Annotated in this window: 24 protein-coding genes and 1 pseudogene; 13 read left to right on the forward strand and 12 right to left on the reverse strand. The window is 67.9% G+C overall.

Translation table 11 applies throughout. The features are described 5' to 3' along the window. Positions 1 to 55: 55 nt before the first annotated feature. A complete protein-coding gene (locus E0497_RS02400; RefSeq protein WP_137723196.1) occupies positions 56 to 2,398 on the reverse strand; it encodes an arylsulfatase in 2,343 nt (780 codons plus the stop codon). Between the two features lie 213 nt (positions 2,399 to 2,611). Here E0497_RS02400 and E0497_RS02405 point away from each other — a divergent pair, with 213 nt between their 5' ends. The 6 genes from E0497_RS02405 (at position 2,612) to E0497_RS02430 (ending at position 7,364) form a co-directional block, all read left to right on the forward strand. After that, entirely contained in the window at positions 2,612 to 3,241 is a 630-nt protein-coding gene (locus E0497_RS02405) for a TetR/AcrR family transcriptional regulator (RefSeq protein WP_241665695.1), read from the forward strand. A 12-nt stretch (positions 3,242 to 3,253) separates the two neighbouring features. Continuing rightward, positions 3,254 to 4,171 (forward strand): TauD/TfdA dioxygenase family protein, encoded by a 918-nt coding sequence (locus E0497_RS02410; RefSeq protein ID WP_137723198.1) that lies wholly within the window; start codon positions 3,254 to 3,256, stop codon positions 4,169 to 4,171. A gap of 22 nt (positions 4,172 to 4,193) precedes the next feature. Next, a complete protein-coding gene (locus tag E0497_RS02415; protein WP_137723199.1) occupies positions 4,194 to 4,556 on the forward strand; it encodes a YidH family protein in 363 nt (120 codons plus the stop codon). A gap of 4 nt (positions 4,557 to 4,560) precedes the next feature. Further along, positions 4,561 to 4,896, forward strand: a complete 336-nt coding sequence (locus E0497_RS02420; RefSeq protein WP_137723200.1) for a DUF202 domain-containing protein — start codon at positions 4,561 to 4,563, stop codon at positions 4,894 to 4,896. A gap of 123 nt (positions 4,897 to 5,019) precedes the next feature. Continuing rightward, positions 5,020 to 5,865: a mycofactocin-coupled SDR family oxidoreductase gene (locus tag E0497_RS02425; protein WP_137723201.1), complete on the forward strand. Its 846-nt coding sequence runs from the start codon at positions 5,020 to 5,022 to the stop codon at positions 5,863 to 5,865. Beyond that, positions 5,862 to 7,364: an MFS transporter gene (locus E0497_RS02430; protein ID WP_241665674.1), complete on the forward strand. Its 1,503-nt coding sequence runs from the start codon at positions 5,862 to 5,864 to the stop codon at positions 7,362 to 7,364. Before E0497_RS02425 ends, E0497_RS02430 begins: the two co-directional genes overlap by 4 nt. A gap of 3 nt (positions 7,365 to 7,367) precedes the next feature. Here the strand turns inward: E0497_RS02430 and E0497_RS02435 are convergent, their stop codons facing one another. From E0497_RS02435 to E0497_RS02455, 5 genes are all read right to left on the reverse strand, one after another. Further along, on the reverse strand, positions 7,368 to 9,224 hold the full coding sequence (locus tag E0497_RS02435; protein WP_137723202.1) for a cholesterol oxidase substrate-binding domain-containing protein: 1,857 nt from the start codon (positions 9,222 to 9,224) through the stop codon (positions 7,368 to 7,370). Positions 9,225 to 9,327: 103 nt separating this feature from the next. Then, positions 9,328 to 10,188, reverse strand: a complete 861-nt coding sequence (locus tag E0497_RS02440) for a MaoC/PaaZ C-terminal domain-containing protein (RefSeq protein ID WP_137723203.1) — start codon at positions 10,186 to 10,188, stop codon at positions 9,328 to 9,330. 13 nt (positions 10,189 to 10,201) lie between these two features. Next, on the reverse strand, positions 10,202 to 11,902 hold the full coding sequence (gene kstD, locus E0497_RS02445; protein WP_137723204.1) for a 3-oxosteroid 1-dehydrogenase: 1,701 nt from the start codon (positions 11,900 to 11,902) through the stop codon (positions 10,202 to 10,204). A gap of 203 nt (positions 11,903 to 12,105) precedes the next feature. Then, the gene (locus E0497_RS02450; RefSeq protein WP_137723205.1) at positions 12,106 to 12,444 is read right to left on the reverse strand and encodes a hypothetical protein; all 339 of its coding nucleotides are present in this window, start codon (positions 12,442 to 12,444) and stop codon (positions 12,106 to 12,108) included. Then, entirely contained in the window at positions 12,441 to 13,610 is a 1,170-nt protein-coding gene (locus tag E0497_RS02455; protein WP_137723206.1) for a 3-ketosteroid-9-alpha-monooxygenase, oxygenase component, read from the reverse strand. Before E0497_RS02455 ends, E0497_RS02450 begins: the two co-directional genes overlap by 4 nt. Before the next feature lie 217 nt (positions 13,611 to 13,827). Between E0497_RS02455 and hsaA the strand changes: the two genes are divergently transcribed. The 5 genes from hsaA (at position 13,828) to E0497_RS02480 (ending at position 18,029) form a co-directional block, all read left to right on the forward strand. Further along, a complete protein-coding gene (hsaA, locus tag E0497_RS02460) occupies positions 13,828 to 14,976 on the forward strand; it encodes a 3-hydroxy-9,10-secoandrosta-1,3,5(10)-triene-9,17-dione monooxygenase oxygenase subunit (RefSeq protein WP_170312860.1) in 1,149 nt (382 codons plus the stop codon). Between the two features lie 8 nt (positions 14,977 to 14,984). Then, complete coding sequence (hsaD, locus tag E0497_RS02465; protein WP_137723208.1) at positions 14,985 to 15,893, forward strand: 4,5:9,10-diseco-3-hydroxy-5,9,17-trioxoandrosta-1(10),2-diene-4-oate hydrolase; 909 nt, start codon at positions 14,985 to 14,987, stop codon at positions 15,891 to 15,893. After that, complete coding sequence (hsaC, locus tag E0497_RS02470) at positions 15,890 to 16,789, forward strand: iron-dependent extradiol dioxygenase HsaC (protein WP_137723209.1); 900 nt, start codon at positions 15,890 to 15,892, stop codon at positions 16,787 to 16,789. The genes hsaD and hsaC overlap by 4 nt, the downstream gene beginning before the upstream one ends. After that, the gene (gene hsaB / locus E0497_RS02475; RefSeq protein ID WP_137723210.1) at positions 16,789 to 17,370 is read left to right on the forward strand and encodes a 3-hydroxy-9,10-secoandrosta-1,3,5(10)-triene-9,17-dione monooxygenase reductase subunit; all 582 of its coding nucleotides are present in this window, start codon (positions 16,789 to 16,791) and stop codon (positions 17,368 to 17,370) included. The genes hsaC and hsaB overlap by 1 nt, the downstream gene beginning before the upstream one ends. A gap of 197 nt (positions 17,371 to 17,567) precedes the next feature. Continuing rightward, entirely contained in the window at positions 17,568 to 18,029 is a 462-nt protein-coding gene (locus tag E0497_RS02480) for an SRPBCC family protein (RefSeq protein WP_137723211.1), read from the forward strand. A 71-nt stretch (positions 18,030 to 18,100) separates the two neighbouring features. On the opposite strand, the gene E0497_RS02485 is transcribed toward E0497_RS02480, so the two are convergent. From E0497_RS02485 to cynR, 6 genes are all read right to left on the reverse strand, one after another. Then, entirely contained in the window at positions 18,101 to 20,155 is a 2,055-nt protein-coding gene (locus E0497_RS02485; RefSeq protein WP_137723212.1) for a neutral/alkaline ceramidase, read from the reverse strand. Positions 20,156 to 20,259: 104 nt separating this feature from the next. After that, on the reverse strand, positions 20,260 to 20,988 hold the full coding sequence (locus E0497_RS02490) for an acetoacetate decarboxylase family protein (RefSeq protein ID WP_137723213.1): 729 nt from the start codon (positions 20,986 to 20,988) through the stop codon (positions 20,260 to 20,262). Positions 20,989 to 21,004: 16 nt separating this feature from the next. Continuing rightward, positions 21,005 to 21,547 (reverse strand): hypothetical protein, encoded by a 543-nt coding sequence (locus tag E0497_RS02495; RefSeq protein ID WP_137723214.1) that lies wholly within the window; start codon positions 21,545 to 21,547, stop codon positions 21,005 to 21,007. A gap of 47 nt (positions 21,548 to 21,594) precedes the next feature. Beyond that, on the reverse strand, positions 21,595 to 22,023 hold the full coding sequence (locus E0497_RS02500; protein ID WP_137723215.1) for a cupin domain-containing protein: 429 nt from the start codon (positions 22,021 to 22,023) through the stop codon (positions 21,595 to 21,597). A gap of 80 nt (positions 22,024 to 22,103) precedes the next feature. Then, positions 22,104 to 22,979, reverse strand: coding sequence for an aldo/keto reductase (locus E0497_RS02505; RefSeq protein ID WP_137723216.1), 876 nt, complete (start codon positions 22,977 to 22,979; stop codon positions 22,104 to 22,106). A gap of 9 nt (positions 22,980 to 22,988) precedes the next feature. Then, on the reverse strand, positions 22,989 to 23,879 hold the full coding sequence (cynR, locus tag E0497_RS02510) for a transcriptional regulator CynR (protein ID WP_137723217.1): 891 nt from the start codon (positions 23,877 to 23,879) through the stop codon (positions 22,989 to 22,991). On the opposite strand from cynR, the pseudogene E0497_RS20730 reads away from it, so the two are divergent. Then, a pseudogene (locus E0497_RS20730) lies at positions 23,835 to 24,005 on the forward strand (cyanase); the annotation flags it as partial. The gene cynR and the pseudogene E0497_RS20730 overlap by 45 nt on opposite strands. Positions 24,006 to 24,116: 111 nt before the next feature. Beyond that, positions 24,117 to 24,944, forward strand: coding sequence for an HAD family hydrolase (locus E0497_RS02520; protein WP_137723218.1), 828 nt, complete (start codon positions 24,117 to 24,119; stop codon positions 24,942 to 24,944). Positions 24,945 to 24,949: the final 5 nt, after the last annotated feature.

Genomic DNA, 24,949 nt, shown 5'->3' on the forward strand with positions numbered 1-24,949 from the left:
GTGCGCCTTTTTGGTAGCTGGGACTACCAAAAAGGCGCACGGGCAGCTTCGCTGCCTAATGCGTCGCCAGCGCGATCCGCTCACGTTCGACGGCGGTCTCCGGGCGTCCCTCGCCGGGCAGATCGATGCGGACGTGGTGCAGGCGTCCGGTGAACGCGGAGCGGCCGGTGATGTCGTCGCACACCGGGCTGCCTCGGTTGACGCCGATGTCGAGTTGTTCGTTCATGCTGAAGATCGCGCGGGTGGTCTGTGCGATCCGGCCGCGGGCCACTTCGACACCGTCCATCGACAGAATTGCGGTGCCGCCCAAGCCGATTCCGCCGCCGTCGTAGACGAATTCCAGCGTCACTTCGCGGGAGGTGTCGGTGAGTTCGGCGTCGGAACGGACGAATGTGAGCCCGCCGCCGCTGAAGTTGTAGCAGAACACCGGCTTCGAGTCGGCCACGTACAGGGCGAGTCCGCCGAATCGTCCACCGACACTGGACAGTACGCCGTCGCACGGCTTCCCGCCGGTCTCGAGTGACGCGGTGATCGTGTACGAGCGGTTGAACAGCGGCGGCGCCGACTTCTCGGGCAGACCGTTCATGTGCGGGTACAGCGTGATCGACGTGCGCCCCCGCAGCGGGTGCGGCGGCCGGTCCTGCGGGGCCGCGTTCCGGGTGACGGTGCGGTCGTCGAGGGGCAGGACCTGGAACTTCGCGGCCTCCACCAGGAACTTCTGCTTGAGTTCCGCGAGCTTTTCGGGGAACTCGGCGGACACGTCACGGGCCTGCGACCAGTCGACCGTGGTGTCGTACAACTCCCAGTGGTCTTCGTCGAACGCCGGCAACTGCAGCCCGTACGTGGCCATCAGCCACGGCGCCCGGTGCAGTGTCACTGCCGTCCAGCCGTGGTCGTAGATGCCGCGGTTGCCGTAGATCTCGAAGTACTGGGTGGTGTGCCGGTCGGCGGCGTCGGCGTCGGTGAACGTGTAGTTCATCGCGACGCCCTCCATCGGCTTCTGTGGGACGCCGTCGACGGTGTCGGGGGCCGGGACTCCGACGGCCTCGAGGATCGTCGGGGTGATGTCGACGCAGTGATGCCACTGGTCCCGGATGGCGCCGGCGTCGTTGATCCCCTTGGGCCAGTGGGCGATCAGGCCGTTACGGGTGCCGCCGTAGTGCGACGCCGCCTGCTTGGTCCACTGGTACGGGGTGTCGAGGGCCATCGCCCACGACGCCGGGTAGTGCGGATAGCTCTCCGGGGTGCCCAGCAGGTCGAGCTTCTCGAGCACTTCCGCGGTGGTCTGCTTGTAGCCGTTGAGTCCGGCGAGGTAGTTGAACGAGCCTTCCATGCCGCCCTCGGCGGACGCGCCGTTGTCGCCGAGCATGTACAGCACGAGCGTGTTGTCGAGGGCTCCGGACGCCTGCAGGTGGTCGACGAGGCGGCCGACCTGGTCGTCGGTGTGTTCGAGGAACGCCGCGTACAACTCCATCAGCCGCGCGGAGACGGTTTTCTGGTCGTCGTCGAGTTCGTCCCAGTGCGGCAGTCCCGGCGCCCACGGTGCGAGCTCGGTCTCCGGTGGCACCACACCGAGCTGCTTCTGCTTCGCGAGCGTGACCTCGCGCAGGCGGTCCCAGCCGTCGTCGAACTCGCCGCGGTACGTGTCGAGGTAGCTGTCCGGCACCTGCAGCGGAGCATGGCACGCACCGAACGGCAGGTAGCAGAACCACGGCTTGTCCGGGTCCATCGTGGACACCGAGTCGATCCACTCGATCGCGTTGTCCACCAGGTCTTCCGACATGTGGTACCCCTCCTCGGGGGTCCGCGGCGGCTCGACGACGGTGAAGTCGCGGTACAGGACGGGGGAGAACTGGTCGGATTCGGCGCCGAGGAAACCGTAGAAGCGGTCGAAACCCTCACGGGTGGGCCATCGGTCGAACGGGCCGGCCTCGCTGATCTCCCACGTCGGTGTCTGGTGCATCTTGCCGAACGCGCCGGTCGCGTAGCCGTTGCCCTGCAGGACACGCGCGACGGTCGCTGCGGTCGCCGGCCGGGTGCCGTTGTATCCCGGTGCGGCGGTGGCCTGTTCGGCGATCACGCCGAAGCCGACGCTGTGGTGGTTGCGGCCGGTGAGGGTGGCGGCGCGGGTCGGCGAGCACAGGGCGGTGGTGTGGAACCGGGTGTATGCGACACCGCCCTCGGCGAGGCGTTCCGCGGTGGGGGTGCGGCACGGACCGCCGAACGCCGACGCCGTGCCGAAGCCGACGTCGTCGAGCATCACCAGTAGGACGTTGGGTGCTCCGGCCGGTGGCCGTACCGGCTGCGGCCGGGTGAACGGCTCGCGCTGGTTGCGGTAGTCGACCGCCGCCGACGGCTGTGGATCGTTCGTCACGATCGGTATCGAATGACGGTTCACATCAGGGCCTCTCGATCGGAATCGGAATAGTCGCGGGTCGCCGTCCCGCAACGATAAGACGTGTTCTTAATCAGGTGTGTTCTGGAGTCTCGCGAAGGTATCGGTCCTTGTCAAGGGCGGCTTTCGTGAGCCGGTGCTCGGTGACTGTTGACAGTTAAGACACTGTCTTAGTATGGTCGGGTGGTGTCCGGAACCGGTAACGCCAAGAGTGCCATGATCGAAGTGGCGGAACGTATGTTCGCCGAGAAGGGCATCGACGGTGTGTCGATGCGGGATATTGCGTCCGCTGCCGGCCAGAAGAACAATTCGGCAGTTCAATACCATTTCGGTGGACGCGACGGACTCGTGTTCGAGGTGTTCCGCCGGCGGATGAAGGAAATCAATCAGCATCGCCGCGAGTTCCTCGAGCGTATCGACGCAGACGGGCGCGGCCACGACGTGCGCACCCTCGTCGAGGCCGTCGTGCTGCCCCTCGCGGACCACCTGCGCACGTCCGGCACCGAGTCGTACTATGCCCAGTTCATCGCCCGGGTGTCACCGGTGGTGGACATGAAGAACCCGGACCTGGCCGAGGTCACCGACGCGAGTCGTGAGGTGTCGGTGCGGCTGATCGCCGCGCTGGACCATCTGCCGCGCCGGGTCGCGGCGGCGCGGGCCACCCTCATGCTGAACATGGCGGTGTCCGGACTCGCGCTGTACGAGCAGCTCCGGGCCCACGGCCGGACTATGAGCCACGCCGACTTCGACGAGACCGTCGGGCATCTCGTCGACATGTCGGTGGGCGCTCTCGAAGCGCCCTACACACAACAGGATCGAGCCGGCGCGACCGGCTCGAGCAGATGATCGGAGGATGCTGTGCAGACCATGACCACATCACGCACCGTCGAGATCGGACGCCACTCGATCGAGTTCGGTCCGCGCGGGATGCGCAGGTGCGCAGACGGTTTCGAGCCGGAACCGTACACGCGGTTCGAGGTGCGTCCGATGACCCCGTTCATCGGTGCCGAGATCCACGGCGTCGACCTGCGGGATCCGAGTGCCGAGACCGTCGCGGACCTGCGGCGTGCCCTGCTGGAGTGGAAGGTGGTGTTCTTCCGCGACCAGAAGATCACAGCCCTCGAACACCGGGACTTTTCCCGGCAGTTCGGTGAACTCGAGGTGCATCCGCTGCTGCCGCAGGGGGAGGTGCCGGAGGTGGTCCACTTCGAACGCGGTGAGCACAGCCCGGGCACCGAGAACATCTGGCACGTCGACGTGACGTGGCAGAAGCGGCCGCCGCTCGGTTCGATGCTGCGTGCCCTGGACGTGCCGCCCGCCGGCGGCGACACCCTGTGGGCCGACATGGGCAACGCGTACGACTGCCTGTCCGACGAGGTGAAGGAGAAGATCGAGGGCCGCGTCGCGATCCACGACTTCGTGCCGTCGTTCGGGCGTTCGATGTCCCCGGAGAAACTGGCGGCCATGCAGGAGCAGTACCCGCCGGTCGAGCATCCGATCGTCCGGATCCACCCGGAGACGGGGCGGCGGACGCTGTTCGTCAACAGTTTGTTCACCACCCACATTCCGGACATGGATCCGGCCGAGGCGGAAGAACTCCTGCGTCACCTGTTCGATCAGGCCAAGGTGCCCGACTTCCAGTGCCGGTTCAAGTGGCAGCCGAACTCGATTGCGTTCTGGGACAATCGTGCCACGCAGCATTACGCGGCGAGCGACTACTTCCCGCACCGTCGTGTCATGGAGCGGGTGTCGATCCTCGGCGACATTCCTGTGTGACGGACGAGGAGAGGGCAACGTGATGACGCGGCAAGGATGGCGACCGAAAGCGTTCCGGGAGGGCGACGACCCCGATCCCCGGTTCACGCTCGCCAACGAGCGCACGTTCCTCGCCTGGGTGCGGACGGGTCTCGGACTGATCGCGGCCGCGGTCGGCCTCGAGGCGTTCGGCACCGACGTGGTCGGCCCGGCCGTGCACACGGTGCTCGTCGTGGGTCTGCTGGTCGGGGCGGTGCTGCTGGTCGCGTTCGCGTTCCTGCGGTGGATGTCGGTGGAGGCGGCGATGCGGCACGGCCGCAGCCTGCCGGTGCCGGCGCTGGCGGCGCTGCTGGTGTGCATGATCGCCGGTGCGGCCGTCACCCTGCTCGTCGTCATGGCGCGCTGACGCGATGCCCCCGACGGCCGACGGTCACGGTGATCCCGGACTCCAACCGGAGCGGACCACCCTGGCCTGGGTGCGGACCGCGGCGAGTCTCGCGGCCGTCGCGTTCCTGTGCCTGCGGTACGTGCCGGGGTCGTCGACGCTCGTGCAGGTGGTCGGCGTGTGGGCGGTCGTGTCGGCGTCCGTCGTCATCGTGACGGCGCGTCGACGCCATCAGCGGGTCAGCGAGAAGTTCGGGGCGGGGCGCGTCGACTACCCGTTCCTGCTCGTGGCCGGTCTGGCCGGCACGGTGGTGGCGTTGGCGGCGGCGTCGGCGGCCGTCGTCCTCGCCACCGGACGGTGACCCTGTCCTGTCGGGACTCCCGGTGGACGGGATTCGTGACCGGAGACACATCGACGGCCGGTACTGATAGTGACGGACCGAAGTGTTCCGGCACGGCCGTACGACTCCGAGGAGAGTAACAACATGGACGAATTCTCGAGCTTCGAGGGCCGCGTCGCCCTGATCACCGGAGCGGCCCGCGGACAGGGCCGGTCGCACGCGGTGGCCTTCGCCGAGCGTGGCGCCGACATCGTGATCTGCGACCGGTGCGAGGACCGCGACGAGGTGCGCTACCCGCTGGGCACCGAGGACGACCTGGCCGAGACCGTGCGCCTCGTCGAGGCCACCGGCCGCAAGTGCATCGCCGTCAAGGCCGACACCGCGGACCGGGCGGCGATGGACGCCCTCGTCGCCCGCGCGGAATCCGAGTTCGGACGCATCGACATCGCGGTCGCGAACGCCGGTATCACGCTGGCCGCGCCGGTGCAGTCGATGACGTCGGCGCAGTGGAACGAGGTCATCGCCAGCAACCTCACCGGTGTCTTCAACACGATCGGTGCGGTGTCGCCCGGCATGATCGAGCGAGGCTACGGCCGGATCGTCACGATCTCCTCGATGCTGGGCCGCGCCGGTAACACCAACATGGTCGGCTACTCGGCGTCGAAGTGGGGTGTCATCGGCATGTCGAAGAGTGCCGCACTGGACCTCGCACCGCACGGCGTCACCGTCAATGTGATTGCACCGGGCAACATCTCGACCGGGATGATCCACAACGACATGCTGTACTCGATGATGCGCCCCGATCTCGAGGCACCGACGATGGACGACGTCGCCCCGATCTTCCAGAGCCTGCACGCGCAGCCGGTGCCGTGGCTCGACCCGTACGAGATCACCCGTGCGGTGCTGTTCTACTCCGCCGCGGGCAGTGCCCACATCAGCGGCACCGTCCTCCCGATCGACGCCGGTAACGCTGCACGCGTGACCGGGTGACGGACTCCTCGACGCCCGCCCCGCGGTCCGCGCGGGGCGGGCTCGCCGTCGCGGTCCTGAGCCTGAGCGGCATCCTCGTCGCACTGCTGCAGACGCTGATGGTGCCGGTGCTGCCGTCGTTCGCCGTCGACCTCGGCATCCCCGCGACGAGTGCATCCTGGCTGGTCACGATCACGCTGCTCACCGGTGCGGTGGGCACCCCGCTCATCGGCCGTCTCGCCGACATGGTCGGCAAACGCGCGATGATGCTGGTGTGCCTGGGCATGATGGTGGCCGGTTCCGTCGTCGCCGTCCTCGGGCCCGGGTTCGCGGGCGCGGTCGTCGGCCGGGGACTGCAGGGTTTCGCGGTGGCCCTCATGCCCGTCGGCATCAGCATGATGCGCGACATCCTGCCACCGGAGAAACTCGGCACCGGTGTCGCGTTGATGAGCGCGACGATCGGCATCGGCAGCGTGTTCGGCGCGCCCCTGGCCGGTGTGCTCTACGACAGCCTCGGATGGCGGTCGCTGTTCTGGCTGCCGGCGGCGTTCGCGATCCTGATGGCGGTGCTGCTGCCGCTCGCGGTCCCCGAATCGACGACCCGCTCCGGTGGCCGTTTCGACTACGCCGGCGCGCTCCTGTTCACGACCGCGCTCACCGCGGTCCTGCTCGCGATCTCCAAGGGCGGGGCCTGGGGGTGGGGGAGTCCGGCGTCGATCGGCCTGGTCGCCGTCGGTGTCGTCGGCCTGGCCGCGTGGATCCCGTTGCAGCTGAGGATGTCCGAGCCTCTCGTCGATCTGCGGACCTCCGTCCGTCGTCCCGTGCTGGTGGCGAACATGTGCGCACTGCTGCTGGGATTCGCGATGTTCCTCAGTTCGTACGCGTCGCTGCAGGAACTGCAGGTGCCGGCCGCGACCGGCGACGGACTCGGCCTCAGCGCGACCATGGCGGGCATGGTGATGCTGCCCGGCGGTGTCGCGATGATCGTCCTGGCGCCGGTGACCGCGGCCATGATCGGTAAGTGGGGGGGCCGGGTGACCCTCGCGATCGCGGCCGCCGCGATGGCCGTCGGCTTCGTCGAACGCGGCGTCCTCGGCAGCACGGTCCTCACCGTCGGTGTCAGTGCCTTCGTCATCTCGATCGGTGTCGCGTTCGCGCTCGCAGCGATGCCGGTCCTCATCACCACGTCCGTGCCGCTCGACCAGACCGCGTCCGCCAACAGCGTCAACAGCCTGGTGAGGGCCGTCGGCACGTCCACCGCGAGTGCGGTCGGGGCCGCGGTGATCGCCGCGTCGACGGTGACGATCGGGGCGGCGGTGGTGCCCGCGCAGGCCGGCCTGGACCGGCTGTTCTGGCTCGGTGCGGCCGTGTCTGTGGTGGCGTTGGTCGTCGTCGGGTGCATGCCGATGGTGTCCCGGACCCGGCCCGGTACCGGAAACGACGGCACCCGAGACGACGACACCGGTGACGACCACGACGTGCGTGGCGCCACCGGCGTCGGTGTCACGGAACCTGCCTAGCCGCTATGCCTTCGGCAGCAGGTGGTCCATGAAGGTGTTCGTGAAGATCCGGTGCGGGTCGATCGCGTCGTACCGGGCCCGGGCGGTGTCCCAGTTGTAGGTGCCCCCGACACCCTCCATGTAGGTCTTGCGCATCCCGTTCTCGACGATGTTCATGTCGGTGTACGGGTTCGGGCCGAACGCCCAGCCCTTCGACCACTCGGGGCGGAACGTGGCGGCGTCGTTGTTGTAGTGCGTGCGCATCCACTGCTCCATCTCCTGGTAGAACTCGAACATGCCGGGGGTGCCGGGCACGCCGAGAACGTTCAACCAGATGGCGACGTCCCAGTCCGGGTGGTCGGGACGCGGACGGGTCGCCGCGATGGTCGGTGCACCGGCCGACGTCACCAGCACCTCCTCGGCCTTGTCGAGGCCGCAGCACCGGATCTCGACGGGGCCGTTGAGCGGGAACTGGCCCTTGGCGCGGTACTCCTCGATCTTCCCGTGGAACCACTGCGTGAAGTCGTGGATGACGGTTGCGATGTTGGCGCGGCTCGTGACGACGGCGCCGCCGCCCTCCGTCAACCGCAGCGTGGTCGCCTTGATGTAGAACTGGACGTCCTTCGACCAGCCCCAGATGTCGCTCGAATTGGTCGCGGCCAGGCCGAGCTTGGTGATCTCGTACATCGCCGGACCGAACATCGGTGCGATACCCGGGTTTCCGGCGTTGATCGCGCCGATCATGTCGGTGAGCGGCTCGGGCAGGTTGTCGGAGAAGATGTAGTTGTAGGGGCCGGTCACCTCACGTGACTGCGGCGGCTTGCCCACCAGCGACCCGGCACTGCCCAGGCTGCCGGAGCTGCCGACCTCGTTCGACGAGTCCGGCTTGGTGGGGGACACCGTCCACACCTTCATCCACGGCTTGTCCGTGAACGGGTACCAGATGGCCTCGGCGCCACCGGATTCGGCGACGTACTTCTCGAACGTCCGGCCCTGCGCACCCTTCTTCGCGAACAGTTCCTGCCACGGGATGTCGGTGAAACTCTGGCACCGCTGCCGGACGTTGGGGCCGGCCTGCAGCGTCACCGACGTCAGGAAGCATCGCCCGAGGTTGGTGAGCATCGGCAGGATCTTCGGGTCGCTGCGCTGGTACGTCTTCAGCGCGTACTTGCTGCCGTCCCACTCCACCGCGGTGAGCTCGGTGACCAGGTTGCTCAGCGAACCGTAGGTGTGGCCGGGCAGCGTCTCCTGGCCCGCGGCGGGCAGCGCCGCACCGTGCGCGTTGACCGCGAGGGCACCCGCGATGGACAGCACGCCCGGCGCCGGCAGGTTCGCGAAACCGAGGCCCTGCTTCTGCAGCTCGGTGACGATCGCGTCGAGGCTCGCGCCGGCACCCGCGGTGACGGTCTTCAGGGAGCCCGAGGTGTTCACCGTGACCGAGTTCAGGTGGGTCATCGTGTCGGCGAGGATCACCTTCTCGACGTTCGAGTCGTTCTCGACGGTCAGCGGCGTCCACCCGTGCATCGCACCGCGCGGACGGATCTTGTAACCGTTGTCGTGCGCCCAGTTCACGAGGCGGACGACGTCGTCCGCGGTCTTCGGGGAACACACCCAGGTGGCGTCCAGCATGATCTCCTTGGACCAGTTCTGGTACGCCTGCTGGAACAGCGCGATGCCGTCCGGGAAGTTCGGCGGCGTCGGCAGCGGGGCGACCGGCCCCGTCGAACCGAGCGAGCCGAGCGACCCGGAGGATCCGGCGGATCCGGCGGGAACCGCGAAGGCCGGGGTCCAGCCGCCGACCACCGCGCCGGCCGCCAGCACGCCCGCGCCGGCCGCGAGGAATCCGCGCCGGGAGAGCCGGCTTTCGTCGAGTGACGTCATTCCTGTACTCCAAAAATGTCGAGGGGGAGGGAGATTCGGGTGCAGATACGCCCGGTCGGGCCGACAGGTGTCGACCCGACCGGTACAGCTGTGTCGGACCGGGCTACGCGACGGTGAGCACGACGTCCGCCAGGGCGGGGGAGTCGTCACGTTCGGGCACGGTCGCCGAGATCAGCAACCGACCGCCGTCTCGCCAGATTCGTGTCCGCAGTGTCTCGCCGGGGAAGACTACCCCGGCGAACCGAGCGCGAAATCCCTTGACCCGATCGGCATCACCGTCGAGGACGGCGTCGGTCGCGGCCTTGCAGACGATCCCGTACGTGCACAGTCCATGCAGGATAGGCGCAGGGAACCCGGCACCGGACGCGAATGCCGGATCCGAATGGAGAGGATTGCGGTCCCCGCACATCCGATACAGCAGCGCCTGCTGCGGCAGGACCGGTGACAGCACCTCCGCATCCGGCTCCCGATCGGGCAGCGGGACCGACTCCGACGGCCCCCGCTCACCCCCGAAACCGCCCTCGCCGCGCGCGAAGATCGACGACCGCGCCGTCCACAGCGGCGACCCGTCGAGGGCTACCGTCTCGGACTCCTGCACGATCACCGCAGCCTTGCCCTTGTCCCACACCTCGACGATGCGGGTGGTCGTCCGGGCCGACCCGGACGCCGGAATCGGCTGGTGCACGGACACTTCCTGGCTGCCGTGGACGACCTTCGCCAGGTCGATCTCCACACCGGGGAACGACACCCGAGGCGCCTCCGTGGCATGGATGTTCGCGACGACGGTCGCGAACGGCGGCAGCACCTGCGGCTTCGCGTCGTCGAGGTAGCGCAGTTCCTGCGAGTCGAGCGGGCGGTCACCCGCCCCGATCCCGAGATGGTAGAGCTGCACGTCCGACGGCGTCCAGGAGAACTCCTGGGCCGGAAGCTCGGCTCCGATCGCGATCGACGGATCGATGGGCACGTCGTCTCTCCTGTCAGTTGGCCGCGGGCGCGGCGGGTGCCTCGGCGCGGGCGGCGATGTCGAGGACGGCCAGGTACGCGAACGTCATCGCGGGGCCGATGGTGGCGCCCGGTCCGGCGTACGTGTGACCCATGACCGGCGAGCTGCAGTTGCCGGCGGCGTAGAGACCCTCGATCACGGTGCCGTCCTCGCGCAGCGCGCGGCCGTCGACGTCGGTGACGATGCCACCCTTGGTGCCCAGGTCGCCCGGCACCATCTTGATCGCGTAGAACGGGGCCTTGCCGATCTCGGCGAGGCTGGGGTTCTTCAGTCGCGGATCGCCGTAGTAGTGGTCGTAGCTGCTGTCGCCGCGACCGAAGTCCTCGTCCTTGCCGTTGCGGGCGAACCCGTTGAACCGCTCGACCTCGGCGGTGAGGGCGTCGACCGGCAGCCCGGTCTTCTCGGCGAGCTCGGCGATCGAGCCGGCCTTGACGACGATGCCGGCCTTGAGCCAACGCCCGGGGAACGGGGTGCGCGGGGTGATGCCGGCGAACGTGTACCGGTTGCGGTAGCGCTGGTCGAGGATCATCCACGTGGGGATGTTCTCGCCCGGGCCGTCACCCTGGCCGTACTCGCCGCCGTACATGGTGTGCACGGCCTCGACGTACGGGGCGGCCTCGTTGCCGAACCGCTTGCCGGCGGTGTTGACCATCATGCAGCCGGGCAGGGTGCGCTCGGACAGCGCGAACCACGGGCCGCCGGTCAGCGGGATCGACGGACCCCACCACGCGTCGTCCATGAAACCGACGGCAGCACCGAGCTTCTGGCCGGCGACGATGCCGTCACCCGTGTTCGCTTTCGCGCCGACGGTCCACTCGGTGCCGATCGGGGCGCGCTGGTACTTCTTGCGCATCTCCTCGTTGTGTTCGAAGCCGCCCGAGCCGAGCACGACACCGTGGCGGGCGTGGATGACCTGTTCCTGCCCGTCGACGAGGACCTTGACGCCGCGCACGACATCACCCTCGGTGACGAGCTCGGTGAGCGGGGTGTTCAGCAGGATCGGGACGCCGGCGTCGCGCAGGCCGATCCGCAGGCCGGCCATGAGGGCCTGGCCGCGCACCAGCAGGTCCTTGCCGCGGGCCTTGGCGCCGAGGAAGCGCAGACCCACCTTCATCGCGCGCAGCGGGCCACGACGGTTGCGCATGAGCAGGTTGAGCCACTTGTAGTCGGCCTGCGTGATGACGAAGTTCTTGGGGGCCTTCACATAGTCGGGCTCGAGGTTCTTGCGGTCGTCGCCGAGACGGTTGCCGTCGAACGGCGTCGGTTCGACGGAACGGCCGCCCGGCCGGCCGCCCGGAGCCTCCGGGTAGTAGTCCGAGTACCCGGGCACCCACTGCAGTTCGAGGGCACTGTTCTTCAGGACGAAGGACAGCATCTCGGGGCCGCGGTCGATGTAGGTGTCGATCATCTCGGGGGAGACGACGTCACCGATGATGCTGTGCAGATAGGTGCGGGCCGCATCGACGGTATCGGTGACGCCGTCCCGCGCGAGCACCTCGTTGTTCGGGATCCAGACACCTCCACCCGATCGTGCGGACGAGCCGCCGTAGTGGGCCGCCTTCTCGACGACGACCACGCTCAGGCCCTGGTGGGCGGCGGTCAGGGCCGCGGTCATGCCGGCAGCGCCGCTGCCGACGACGACGATGTCGTATTCCTGCTTGCTCATGTAGAACACGTTATAGAACCGATGCGGGGTGAGTCCATGCTTTCTGCCAGTGAGTATGGGTTTTCGGGTGGGTTGTGGTCGGCAGCAAACAGACACGCGTTCCACTGGAATGGTGGGGGAGACGCGAAACGGCAGGCTGTGCACCCGGGTGGGTGCACAGCCTGCCGTTGTCGTTCGTCGACCGGCCGCTGCGTCGCGTGTCGCCGGTTCGGTTACCCCTCGGGGTCCTGCACCTCGAGGATGCCCTCCATCACCGCGTGCTCGATGCTGGCGAGCAGTCGCGGGCACGTCTGTCGGGACGCCGGCCCGCCGCCCGCCCCGGTGAACTCCGGGCACACCCGCGCCGGATCGCCCTGCCACTGGATGCTGGTGTGGCGGAAGCTGTTCTTCCGGACCAGCACACACGTCCCGCACGCCCGGCACTGCACTTCCTGCAGTCCCGCATCCAGGTAGTGGTGCTGGTCGACGACGGTCTGCGAGCGAACGGCCTCGACCCGGGCCGGGTCGTCCGCGAAAGTCGGGGCCTTGGCCCAGGTCGAGGTCATCGTCACACTCCCGTCTTGTGTTCTGCGCTGTCCGATTCGGCCTCTGCGGCTGCCTTCTCGGCCGCCTGACGCGCCAGGTTCTCGTCGACCTCACGCTGCCAGGCCTCGACGGCCTTGGTGGTGTCGATCTCGTACTCGAAGCGCTCGGTGGCCTTCGGATCGACAGCGGCGACGTCGACGTAGAACTGGTCGTACCAGCGGCGCAGCTGGTAGACCGGACCGTCCTCCTCGCACAGCAGAGGATTGTCGATCTTGGTCTTGTTCTTCCAGATCGCGACGTCCTGCTCGAAGCCCATCGTGACACCCGCGGTGAACTTGCGCGCCAGCTTCGCCGTGGTGGCGTCGTCGAGGCCCTGCGGCTTCTGCACACTCACGCCGTACATCAGCACGAACGAATCGTGCGTGACGGGGTAGTGGCAGTTGATCAGCAGACTCTCGACCTTGTAGCCGCTGTAGTTGTTGTGCAACCAGTTGACCATGAACGACGGACCGAAGTAGACCGCCTCGGAGTCGAGGATCGTGTCGCCGTACTGGGTGCCCATCTGTCCGACGTCGGGGCGGCCGTGGTTCTGCAGGTACTGCGAGGCGACGTGTCCCTCGAAGACGTTCTTGAAGTACTTCGGGAAACCGAAGTGGACGTAGAAGAAGTGCGCCATGTCCACGACGTTGTCGACGATCTCGCGGCAGTTCGAGCCCGTGATCTCGAGACGGTGCCACTCCCAGTCGGTCCACTCGTCCGTGAGGACCTCGGGGAGCTCGGGGATGGTGACGTCCTCGGGCGGCGGGTTGCCCTCGGGGTCGTGCCAGACGTAGAGCATCTTGTTGCGCTGCAGCGTCGTCCACGCCCGGGTCTTGGCGATCGGCGGAACCCGGCGGGCGTAGGGGATGTCGGTGCACTTGCCGTTACCGCCCCAGCGCCAGTCGTGGAACGGGCACGCCACCGAGTCGCCCTTGATCTCGCCCTGACTCAGGTCACCGCCCATGTGCCGGCAGTACGCGTCGAGAACCTTGAGATCGCCCTTGCTGTCGGCGAACACGACGAGCTTGGTGCCGAACGCCTCCACGGCGTGCGGCTTGCCGTCGAGGAACTCTCGCTCCAGGCCGATGCAGTGCCAACCGCGTGCGAAACGCGTCGGGGCGGCTCCCACGTCGATCTCACGAATCTGCGCCATCAGTACCTCACATCCCTTCCTAGCTGTTGCTAGAACACGTTATAGAACTCGGGCAGATTCCGCTAGATATCGCATGCTTGTCATCCGCGACAACTGTGCATAACCGGTGGAATACGCGTTTCCTCGACACGGAAGAGAACGTGTTCTAGTCTCGGGGCAAGTGAACATCGATTACAGACGGGAGCGTCCAGTGGGTGACCATGACAGCCGCGAGGTGATGCAGCGGATCGACGCGCTACTGCCGGTGCTGCGTGAACGTGCGCAGGAAACCGAGGATCTGCGCCGCATCCCCGACGAGTCCATCAAGGCACTGCAGGAGACCGGCTTCTTCCGTCTGTTGCAGCCCGAGCAGTGGGGCGGCTACGAGGCCGATCCCGTCACCTTCTACACCGCGGTGCGCAACCTCGCGAGCGCATGCGGGTCCACCGGCTGGGTCGCCGGCATCGTCGGCGTGCACAACTGGCACCTCGCGCTGTTCGACCAGCAGGCTCAGGAAGACGTGTGGGGCACGGACACCGACGTCCGTATCTCGTCGTCGTACGCCCCGATGGGCGCCGGTGCGGTCGTCGACGGCGGCTACACGGTCAACGGCGCGTGGGCCTGGTCGTCCGGCTCCGACCACGGCAGCTGGGTCGTCGTCGGCGGCCCGGTCATCAAGGACGGACGCCCGGTCGACTTCGGTAGCTTCCTGATCCCGCGGGAGGACTACGAGATCGACGACGTCTGGAACGTCGTCGGCCTGCGCGGCACCGGTTCCAACACGATCGTCGTCAAGGACGTCTTCGTGCCGCGGCACCGTTTCCTGAGCTTCAAGGCGATGAGCGACCTCACGGCTCCCGGCCTGCAGCAGAACACGGCACCCGTCTACAAGATGCCGTGGGGCACCGTTCATCCCACCACCATCTCCGCCCCGATCGTCGGCATGGCCTACGGCGCGTACGACGCCCACGTCGAGCACCAGGGCAAGCGTGTCCGTGCCGCGTACGCCGGCGAGAAGGCCAAGGACGACCCGTTCGCCAAGGTGCGCGTCGCCGAGGCGGCCAGCGACATCGACGCCGCGTGGCGTCAGCTGTCCGGCAACGTCGCCGACGAGTACGCGCTTCTCCTTGCGGGCGAAGAGGTTCCGATCGAGATGCGGCTGCGCGCCCGTCGCGACCAGGTGCGGGCCACCGGCCGTGCGATCGCGTCGATCGACCGGCTGTTCGAGAACTCGGGTGCGACCGCACTCGCGAACGGCACGCCGATCCAGCGTTTCTGGCGTGACGCCCACGCCGGTCGCGTGCACGCCGCCAACGACGCCGAGCGCGCGTACGTGATGTTCGGTGGCGCCGAGTTCGGCCTGCCGCTCACGGACACGATGGTCTAGGGGCGGCGATGACGGTCACCGAAGAACTCACCTACGAGTCCACGTCCCGCTTCGCGCAGGTCCGCGAGGACCTGAAGCTGCACTACCACGAGGCCGGCGTCGGCAACGGGCCGACGATTGTGCTGCTGCACGGCGGCGGGCCGGGCGCCTCGTCGTGGTCCAACTTCTCCAAGAACATTCCGGTGCTGGCCGAGCAGTTCCATGTGATCGCGGTCGATCAGCCCGGCTACGGGCAGTCCGACAAGCCGACGGAACACCCGCAGTACTTCCGGCACAGCGCGTCGGCATTGAAGGACCTGCTCGACACCCTCGGCATCACCGAACGCGTTCACCTGCTGGGCAACTCGCTCGGCGGTGGCGCCGCCGTGCGGTTCGCCCTGGACTACCCGGACCGGGCCGGCCGGCTCGTGCTCATGGGCCCCGGCGGTCTGAGCGTCAACCTGTTCGCACCCGACCCCACCGAGGGGGTGCGCAACCTCGGCAAGTTCAGCTACCAGCCGACCCGCGAGAACCTCGAGGCGTTCCTGCGCATCATGGTGTTCGACCAGAAGCTCGTCACCGACGAGCTGATCGACGAGCGGTTTGCGGCAGCCAGCACACCCGAATCCCTCGCCGCCTCGAAGGCGATGGGCAAGTCGTTCTCCAGTTCCGAGTTCGAACTCGGCATGCTGTGGCGCGACGCCTACAAGCTGCGTCAGCGGGTGCTGCTGATCTGGGGTCGCGAGGACCGCGTCAACCCGATCGACGGAGCGCTGGTGGCGCTCAAGATGATTCCACGAGTGCAACTGCACGTGTTCGGTGGCTGTGGTCACTGGGCACAGCTCGAGAAGTTCGACGAGTTCAACCGGCTCGCGGGCGACTTCCTTCTCGACAGGGACACTGCCCGAGGCTCCGCCCGAGAAGGGGGCAAGCGATGAGTATCCGTACTCTGGCCTACCTGCGGATCGAGGCCACCGACATGGCGGCCTGGCGCGAGTACGGCCTCAAGGTCCTCGGCATGATCGAGGGTAAGGGCGCGAACCCCGACAACCTGTACCTGCGCATGGACGACTATCCGGCCCGCCTCGTCATCGTTCCCGGCGAGCGGGACGGCCTGTACGCGACCGGCTGGGAATGCGCCAATGCCGAAGGCCTGCAGGAGATCCGCGAACGCCTCGCCAAGGCGGACCGGGCGTTCGAGGAGGGCACCAAGGAGGAGGCGGCCGAACGCAACGTCGTCGAGTTCATCACGTGCCGCGACGCGTCCGGCTCCCGCCTGGAGGTCTTCCACACCGTCGCCCTGCAGCACCGGCGCATCGTGAGCCCGTACGGCCACAAGTTCGTCACCGGTGAGCAGGGACTCGGGCACGTGGTGCTCGCAACCAAGGACGACGCGGCCGATCTCGAATTCTACCGTGACGTCCTCGGATTCAAGCTGCGCGACTCGATGCGCCTGCCCCCGCAGGTCGTCGGGCGTCCCGCCGACGGCGATCCCGCCTGGCTGCGGTTCCTCGGCTGCAATCCGCGTCACCACAGCCTCGCGTTCGCACCGCTGCCCAACCCGTCGGGCATCGTGCACCTCATGGTGGAGGTCGAGAACTCCGACGACGTCGGACTCTGCCTCGACCGCGCGATCCGCAAGAAGGTGAAGATGTCGGCGACCCTGGGCCGCCACGTCAACGACCTGATGCTGTCGTTCTACATGAAGACTCCGGGCGGCTTCGACATCGAATTCGGCTGCGAGGGACTCGAAGTCGAGGACGAGACATGGATCGCGAAGGAGAGCACCGCGGTCAGCCTGTGGGGTCACGACTTCATGGTCGGGTTCCAGTAATGTCCGCGCCCGAGGGAGCAGGGGCCGGCGCGGAACTCGATCCGCGCCAGTTCCGCAACGTCCTCGGCCAGTTCTGCACCGGCGTCACGATCATCACGACGATGGACGACGGCGCCCCGGTCGGGTTCGCGTGCCAGTCGTTCGCGGCGCTGTCGCTCGACCCGCCGCTCGTACTGTTCTGCCCCACCAAGGCGTCACGATCGTGGGCGGCGATCGAACGGTCCGGCCACTTCGCCGTCAACGTCCTCGCCGAGGAACAGCAGTCCACGTGCGCCCGATTCGGCTCCCGCGAACCCGACAAGTTCGCGGGCATCGACTGGACACCGTCGCCGCTGGGCTCCCCGATCCTCACCGGATCGCTCGCCCACATCGACTGCACCGTCGAAACCGTCCACGACGGCGGCGACCACTACGTGGTCTTCGGCCGGGTGCATTCGATGAGCGAGATCAAAACCGAGCGGCCACTGCTGTTCTATCGCGGACAGTACACCGCGATCGAACCGGACAAGACGGTGCCGGCCAAGTGGCGGGACGACCTCGAAGCGTTCCTCACCACCACCACCGAAGACACCTGGTTGTAGGGGAAGAACTGCCCGGGGGGAGGGGCTGACAGGGGCTGAAGGGTCCTTTCGTGCGCTGTGAGCGCACGAAAGGACCCTTCAGCCTTTCTGCCGGCGCGGCTAGGATTGTCGACGGCACATGTCGGACCCGCGGCCTTTCAGCGCGCACCGAGCGTGCGGCCGGATCGGTTGTCTGCGTGCCTGAGGACGTGAGACTCATGGCTGCGGCCGGAACTCTGCACACCGACGAATCCATCGTCATCAATTGTCCACTCTCCCAAGTCTTCTCGTATATGACCGATCCCGCGCGCGCGACGGAATGGGTGAGCAGCGCCGAGGAGTACGCCATGGTGTCGGGCTCCCCGGACGTACCCGGATCCCTGGCTGCCGTGACCACCAAGGTCGCCGGCGTGAAACTGCACGCCACCGAGGAGATCACCGCGTACGAGAAGAACCGGACCATCGGCTTTCACTCGACGGAGTCACGCATCCCGTACGAACGGGCACTCGACTTCACCAGCGACGGCGACGGCGCGACGAAGGTGACGTACCGTCTCGACGCCGAAACAGGAACGGGAATCTTCAAGTTCGCCGACGCCATCACCCAGAAGTTGTACGCCCACGACGTGCGCGGCAACCTCCGGAACGCCAAGACGATTCTCGAAGCCACGAACGGCTGACACCCCGTCAGCTGAAGGTGCCCTTCGTCCGCCTGGAGCGCACAAAGGGTCCCTTCAGCTGATCGGAGCGACTAGCGGACGACGAACTCCGCGGAGGTGCCGGTGAGCGGGAAGATCGCCCCGTCAGGGTTCTTCCAGTTACCGAAGTGCTGGATCCGGTAGGTGCCGGACGGGGTGCCGTCGGGGACGTCCCAGGTGATGCGGGCGATCGACGCGTTGAGTCCGTCGCGGCGCCAGCGGTACTTGGTGGCCCAGTCGCCGTCGTCGGCGTGCCGGAGCCAGCGGGTGCCGTCGCGGCGTTGCACCTCGAAATATGTTCCGCCGCGGTGCAGGTCGTTCTTGGGGTGACCGGTGACGAATTCGACGGCAACCTGCTCGCCGGTACCGACGGTGCCGGCGGGCTGGATCAGGACGTCACCGAAGTTGCGTCCGGGCAGGGGCGTGTCGAAGGGGACGTCGTGTCCGAAGCCGGGCTGGAAGCCGGACAGATCGCGCGGTGCCGGGCCGCGGGGGACGTCGCCACCCGACTTCATGGCGGCCGCGAGCGCGGCGAAGCCCTGCTGGTAGGCGGGAAGGGTGTTGCGGCCGAACATGGTCGAGCCGCCCTCGTACTGCTGGGCGTCGTACTCCTCGGGGGTTGTGCAGTAACTCGAATACGCGTTGGCGTAGCCGTTGAAGACGACGTTCTCGAGGGGGACACCGAGTTCCTCGGCGACGGTGCGGCGGATCCGCAGGCCGGAGACGATGGTGAACTCGGCCGGACCACCCACGACGTAGACGTCGCCGATGCGGAGGATCTGGATCTTGAGCACGTGCGGCACCCAACCGTCCGGGGGTAGCAGGCCGACCGGCACCAGCACGAGTTTGGGGGCCTGCGCGTCGGCGAGCCACTGTGGGGTCGGCGTGTCGATGCCGCCGAGTGCGTCGATCAGCGGGTTGCGGGTGCCCTCGGTGAAGATCTCGATCGCCGGGCCGTCCTCGGTGCTGCCCGCAGCCATTGCCGCACCGACACACGCCGGTGCGGTGCGCCGGGTCTGCCCGTCGGACGTGTACTTGCCGTCGACGACCTGGTCCGCCATGTCCAGGTACATGATTCGGCTGTCGACGGCGGTCGACGACAGCGGCGCGGCCGCCCGGAACGCCTCCCGGGCGGCCGTCAACTGCCGCTGCCCGATGATGCGGGCGTTCTCGAATTCGTCGGCGGTCGGACCGTGACCCGGCTTCAGATCGAGATTGGGGGACATGTCGCCGGTGTTGGTCTGCGGGAAGCACGCCACGAACCCACCGGGGGTGCCGTCGAGGTAACGCACCCCGGCGACGTCGTGCTCCCAGAAGTAGGCGGCCGCACCCTTGTTGTCACCGGAGATCAGGTGGTTCTCGTTGGTGAGCGACGCGCCGTGGGTGGGGAACCAGCCGATACCGCCCACATTGTCGCCGCCCTGACTGATCTTGAGGACGCGCATCGCGGTGTCGATACCGAGCGGGTAGTAGTCCTTGTCGCGCTGCGGGTTCCGCTCGAAGGCGACGCGGGACCGGTTGACACTCGCATCGGCCAGTTCGCTGCGCCCGTACGCGACGGTGCCGGACGCCAGATTGTCGTGAGCGGCGGTGATCGCCTCGACCGTGCCGTCGACCTCGGCGTCGAACACCTGCGGCTGGAAGCCCAGCGTCGCCAGGCTGTACGCGTAGTCCTGCGACGCGCCACCGCACGCCGCGTGCGAGTGCACGGCCGTGAGCATCACGTTCTTCTCGGTGTACAGGCCGCCGAACTTCTCGGCCAACCGCGCCAGGACCGCGTCGTGTACGGCCTGGAACACCATGCAGGTGTCGGCGCACGTGTAGACGACACGGTTGTCGGCGGCGTCGGCGAACACATAGGCCCGCACCCGGGTTCGCTGGTGCAGGCCCTCGGCACGCTGGTCGAACTGGGAGTAACCCATCATGCCGTTCTCGGCGACCGGACCGGTCATGTCGGAGCGGCCCACCCCGACCCGGAACCCCGTCCCCGACGGTGACTGTCGGACGGTGCCGGCGGCCGGTCGGGCGGTGGCGGTCGAACCGGCCAGGGCTGCGAGCGCCGGTGCGGCCGCAGCTCCGGCCAGCACGCTGCGTCGGCTGATCGTCACGTCGTAATCCTTTGCGCGAGGTCGATAATCGAACTTGATCAAACGTCCAGGATCTCAGCACACACCACGCGGTCGGAATGCGCAAGGTCCGGGACGTGGTCCGGTCAGAGGGCGGTGGCGTCGCCGAATGCCATCCGCAGGTCGGGGATCGTCGTGGTCGCCAGTGCCCGCCGCGGCAACCCGAGACTCCGCAACTCGTCGGCGATGGGGTGGTCACCGAGGAGCAGATCGGCGCCGCCGATCCGGGAGCGGACCCCGGACGGCCGCATGTCCCATGTCGTGCGGCGGGTGACACCATCCAGGTGCGAGTACGCGGCGAGCGACGCGCCCCCACCACGAGGGGCCGGGATACCGCGGCGGACAGTGAGATCGACGACGAGCCGCCCGTCCTGGGTGACCCTGCCGCGGGGGACGTCGCCGGTGTGGTCGGTGTCGAAGTCGGCCAGGGTCTTCGGGAAACCCCAGATACCGCGGCCGGCGGCGAGCGTGAACTCGCCGTCGACGGGAAGTCGATGGATGAGAGCACCGGCGCGCCCACTCGCCAGCGCCCGCAGATCGCGCCGCACCTGCGCGACGCCGCGTTGCCGGTGATCCCGGACCAGGAACGTGACACCGAATTCGTTGTACGGGCCGAGATCACCGTCGACGTAGTCGACGAACACCAGCCCGCACAGCCCCCGCCCGCCGCGCCACCGCAGGATCTCGAGGCCCGTCCCGTCGATCAACCGCTGGGCGGCGCGGCCCGGGACCGAGTACAGCGCCATGAACGCCGACGCCCGGCGGATCTGCACCGGCATGTCGATGCGCCTGCCGAGGATCTCGTGCGAGGTCATCCGGGTCGTCCTCTCGTCAGGCCGCCGGTGCCAGGCGCATCGCCGGCAGCGGCGGCAGGTTCGCCGGGTCGAGCCCGAACTGTTCGTCGATACCCTTGCGGGACTTCGACGCCGACTCGGCAATCGCCTCGTACAGCGCTGCGCCGTCGAGCCCGCGGGCCCGGTAGCGGTCGATGATCTGTTCCCACGTCATGTTGGGGTCGGTGATCGCGAGACCGAGTGCCGTCACATGGTCGGCCATGACGACCCGCGTGTACGTCCGCAGCGCGTTCCGCATCTCGAACAGGGTCCGCGCTCGAACCTCGGTCGGGACACCGAACGCCTTCTGCGTCTCGTTCGCGCGGGCAATCTCGCGCTCGCCGTACAGATAGACGATGCGCGCATCGCGGGAGTCGAGCGTGCCCGGCAGATAGACCGGGACACCGGGGAATTCGAGTGCCGACGAACCGAATCCGGGTGCGGTCGGCGTGATCACGGTGTCCGCGACGGCAGTGCCCGGTACGAGCAGCGTCAGTGTGGTGAGTACGGCGGCAACGGCCGCGCGGCCGAACGACTTCACAAATCCTCCCGAATGAACCGACCACCCGGTCGACTATTCGGAAAAGTCTACGCGCACACCGGTGCCGGAGCGTCCTGCGCCAGGGGGCTGCCGGCAGGATCGATGTACAGCACGTGCAGCACCATCGGCCCCGGACCGAGGTTGCGGCCCCTGTGGACGTAGCCGTCTCCGCTCGGTTCGGTGATGGTGCCGCCGACGTCGTAGACGCCGTCGACCGTGCAGTCCGAGCGGTAGTGCGTCAGCGTGCCCTCCGTGACGATCCCGTACAGCATGCCGTCGTGGAAATGCCAGCCCGTCGTGCCGCCGGGTGCGATGGTGATCTTCCGGAGGACGTAGTCCCGGCCGCCGATCGTCGTCTGCGCCAGGATCTCTCCCGTGACCCCCTGGCTCGGTGTGGCGGACGCGGTCGCGGGAGTGAGCGCGACGGCCGCCGCGGCGACACCGACCGCGACGGCGAAGCGGTACGAACGGCGCATGGCGGTCCTTTCCCGGGTGGAGTACGACACCATCCTGCGGTAACGGAACGCGTGCGGGGGTGGTTTTCGTGGGAACACCCCTACTCGGGTGCGCCGAGATTCATCTCGTCGGGGTGGAAGCCGACCCGGCCGCCGTCGTCGAGGGTCGCGATGTCGGCCAGATCCCGGTCGGTGAGTCGGAAGTCGAACACATCGATGTTCTGGGCGATCCGGTTGTCGTGCACCGACTTCGGGATGACGATCAGCCCGTTCTGCAGGTGCCAGCGGATCATCACCTGGGCGGACGACTTGCCGTGTGCCGCACCGATGCGGGTGAGGACCGGGTCGCCGAGGAGCGTGTTGGGCTTGGACGCGTCACCCCAGCCGGAGTTGCTGGAACCGCCCAGCGGGCTCCATGATTCGACTGCGATGCCGTGTAGTGCGGCGACGTCGCGGATCGCGTGCTGGGGGAGATGCGGGTGCAACTCCACCTGGTCGACGGCGGGCAGCATGCCGCCACGGTCGACGAGTTCCTGCAGGTGGTGCGGCTCGAAGTTGCACACCCCGATCGCCTTCGCCCGACCGGACTCGGCGATCTTCTCCATCGCGTCCCACGTGCGCAGGCGGGTGTCCCGATCCTGCAGCGGCCAGTGGACCAGGTACAGGTCGACGTAGTCGAGACCCAGGCGCGACAGGCTCGCGTCGAATGCGGTCAGAGCGGACTCGTAGCCCTGCTCGGAGTTCCACAGCTTGGTGGTGACGAAGACGTCCCCACGGGGTACCGACGACGACGCGATGCCGCGACCGACACCCTCCTCGTTGCCGTACGCGGCGGCGGTGTCGATATGCCGGTAGCCGGCGTCGTCGAGGGCGAACCGGACGGCGCGCTCGGTCTCGTCGTTCGTCGCCTGCCATACGCCCAGGCCGAGTTGCGGGATGACGGTTCCGGAATTCAGGGTGATCTCGGGAGTGGTCATGGATCCAGGTTAGGAGGGTTCGCGCCCGGGTGGGGTGTAACGGCGGGCGTGGACGAGGTCGCGGGTGAGCCGCGTGAAGGCGCGGGCGGCGGCGCTGCGGTAGGCGCCGTGCCGGTCCAGGAGGGCGACGGTGCGGGTGGGCAACGGCGGGTCGAGCGGGACGGGGGTGAGGTGGGGGTGATCGTGGGTGACGGCGTCGGGCAGGACGGTGGCCAGGGGGGTACGTCCGACGATTTCGGTGAGGGCTTGGACGGAGTTGGCCTCGACCGCGATGTGGGGGGTGATGCGGTGGTCGGCGAGATAGGCGTCGATGTAGCTCCGGGTGGCGAAGTCGCTACTGAGCAACGCCAGTCGTGTGTCCGTCAGGGCCTGCACAGGTAGGGGTTCCGTGATCGTCGGGGTAGGCGGCGTCCTGGTGACGAGGCTCAGGGTTTCCGTGAACAGCGGGGTGGCGCCGATACCCGGTAGGTGACGGCCGGTAAAGGCGATACCGAGGTCGAGTTCGTCGGCGAGCAGGGCGGCTTCGATGCGGTCCTGGGTCGTCTCGGTGAGCGTCAGGCTGATGCCGGGGTGGCGGGTGTGGAGTTCGGCGGTGAGCGGGCCGACGAGGTACGCGGTGAAGGTGGGGGTGACGCCCAGACGTAGGTGGCCGCGGGAGATGTTCCGGACGTCGTGGACGGCGCGTTCGGCGGTGTCCAGGTTGCGAAGTGCACGACGGGCGTGGTCGGCGTAGACGGCGCCGGCGTCGGCGTCGGCGTCGGTGAGTCGTACGGTGCGGCCGGTGCGGTCGAGCAACTGCACACCCACCGTTTCCTCCAGTTGCTTGATCTGCTGGGAGAGCGTGGGCTGGGAGATGTGCAGGTCTACGGCACCACTATCAAGGCCCTGGTCCACGAGCAATTCGGTGACGGCATCATCTCCGCGATCAACTTCAAGCTCGACGTGAAGAAGGTCGCCGACCCGGACGGGGGCGAGCGCGCCGTCATCACCCTGGACGGAAAGTACCTGCCGACCGAGCCGTTCTGATCCGACACCGAGCCCGCGTCGCAGACACGGTGGCAACGGGGCGGGCCGGATACGCCTTCCGGCCAGCCCTGCCTGTGCGGACGCCGTGGCAAGGACTGAGATCATCGACAGGTGACCCGAATCAGACTGGTGGCCTCCGACCTCGACGGCACCCTGCTGCGCCCCGACCGAACGGTGTCGCCGCGCACGGCCGCCGCGATGGCCGCGGCCCGAGTCGCCGGTATCGAGGTGGTGTGGGCGACCGCCCGCGCCCGGCATTCGATCGACGAGCTCGCCCACTCGTGCGGATTCCGGGGCACCGCGATCGGTGCGAACGGCGCCGTCACCCTCGATCTCGCGGACGGCACCCCGCGCATCGTCGGCACCGTCGCGATCGAGGTCACCGCGGCGCTCACCGTGATGGACCGGGTCCGCACCCTGGTGCCGGGCGTGGTGTTCGCCAACGTCGGGGCGGCGAGCTTCGTGGCCGAACCCGAGTACGCGGCACTGTGCAACTACACCGACCACCACCGGACCCTCGACGAGATGATCCTCGACCCGCGGTTGCCGCGGGCGGGGGAGTCGATGGTCAAGATCGTGGCCCGGCATCCGGAGATCCCCGGCTACGAGCTGTACCGGCTCGCCGCCACGGCCGGTGTCGACGGCGTCGAGGTCACCCACTCCGGAGCCCCGTACATCGAGATGGCCGCCGCCGGGGTGTCGAAGGCCAGTGCACTCGCCAGACTGTGCGACGCGAGAGGAATCACCGCGCACGAGGTCGCGGTGATCGGGGACGCCGTCAACGACATCCCGATGCTGATGTGGGCCGGGACCGCACTCGCCCCGGCCAATGCGCTGCCCGAGGTACTGGACCTGGCGGACCGCGTCCTACCGAGCAACGCCGACGACGGCGTCGCCCAGTATCTGGAGCAGCAAGCCGCCTGTGCGCCTTTTTGGTAGTAGCT

Origin of the sequence: Prescottella subtropica, assembly GCF_005434945.1 — a bacterium.
GTDB classification, from domain to species: Bacteria; Actinomycetota; Actinomycetes; order Mycobacteriales; family Mycobacteriaceae; genus Prescottella; species Prescottella subtropica.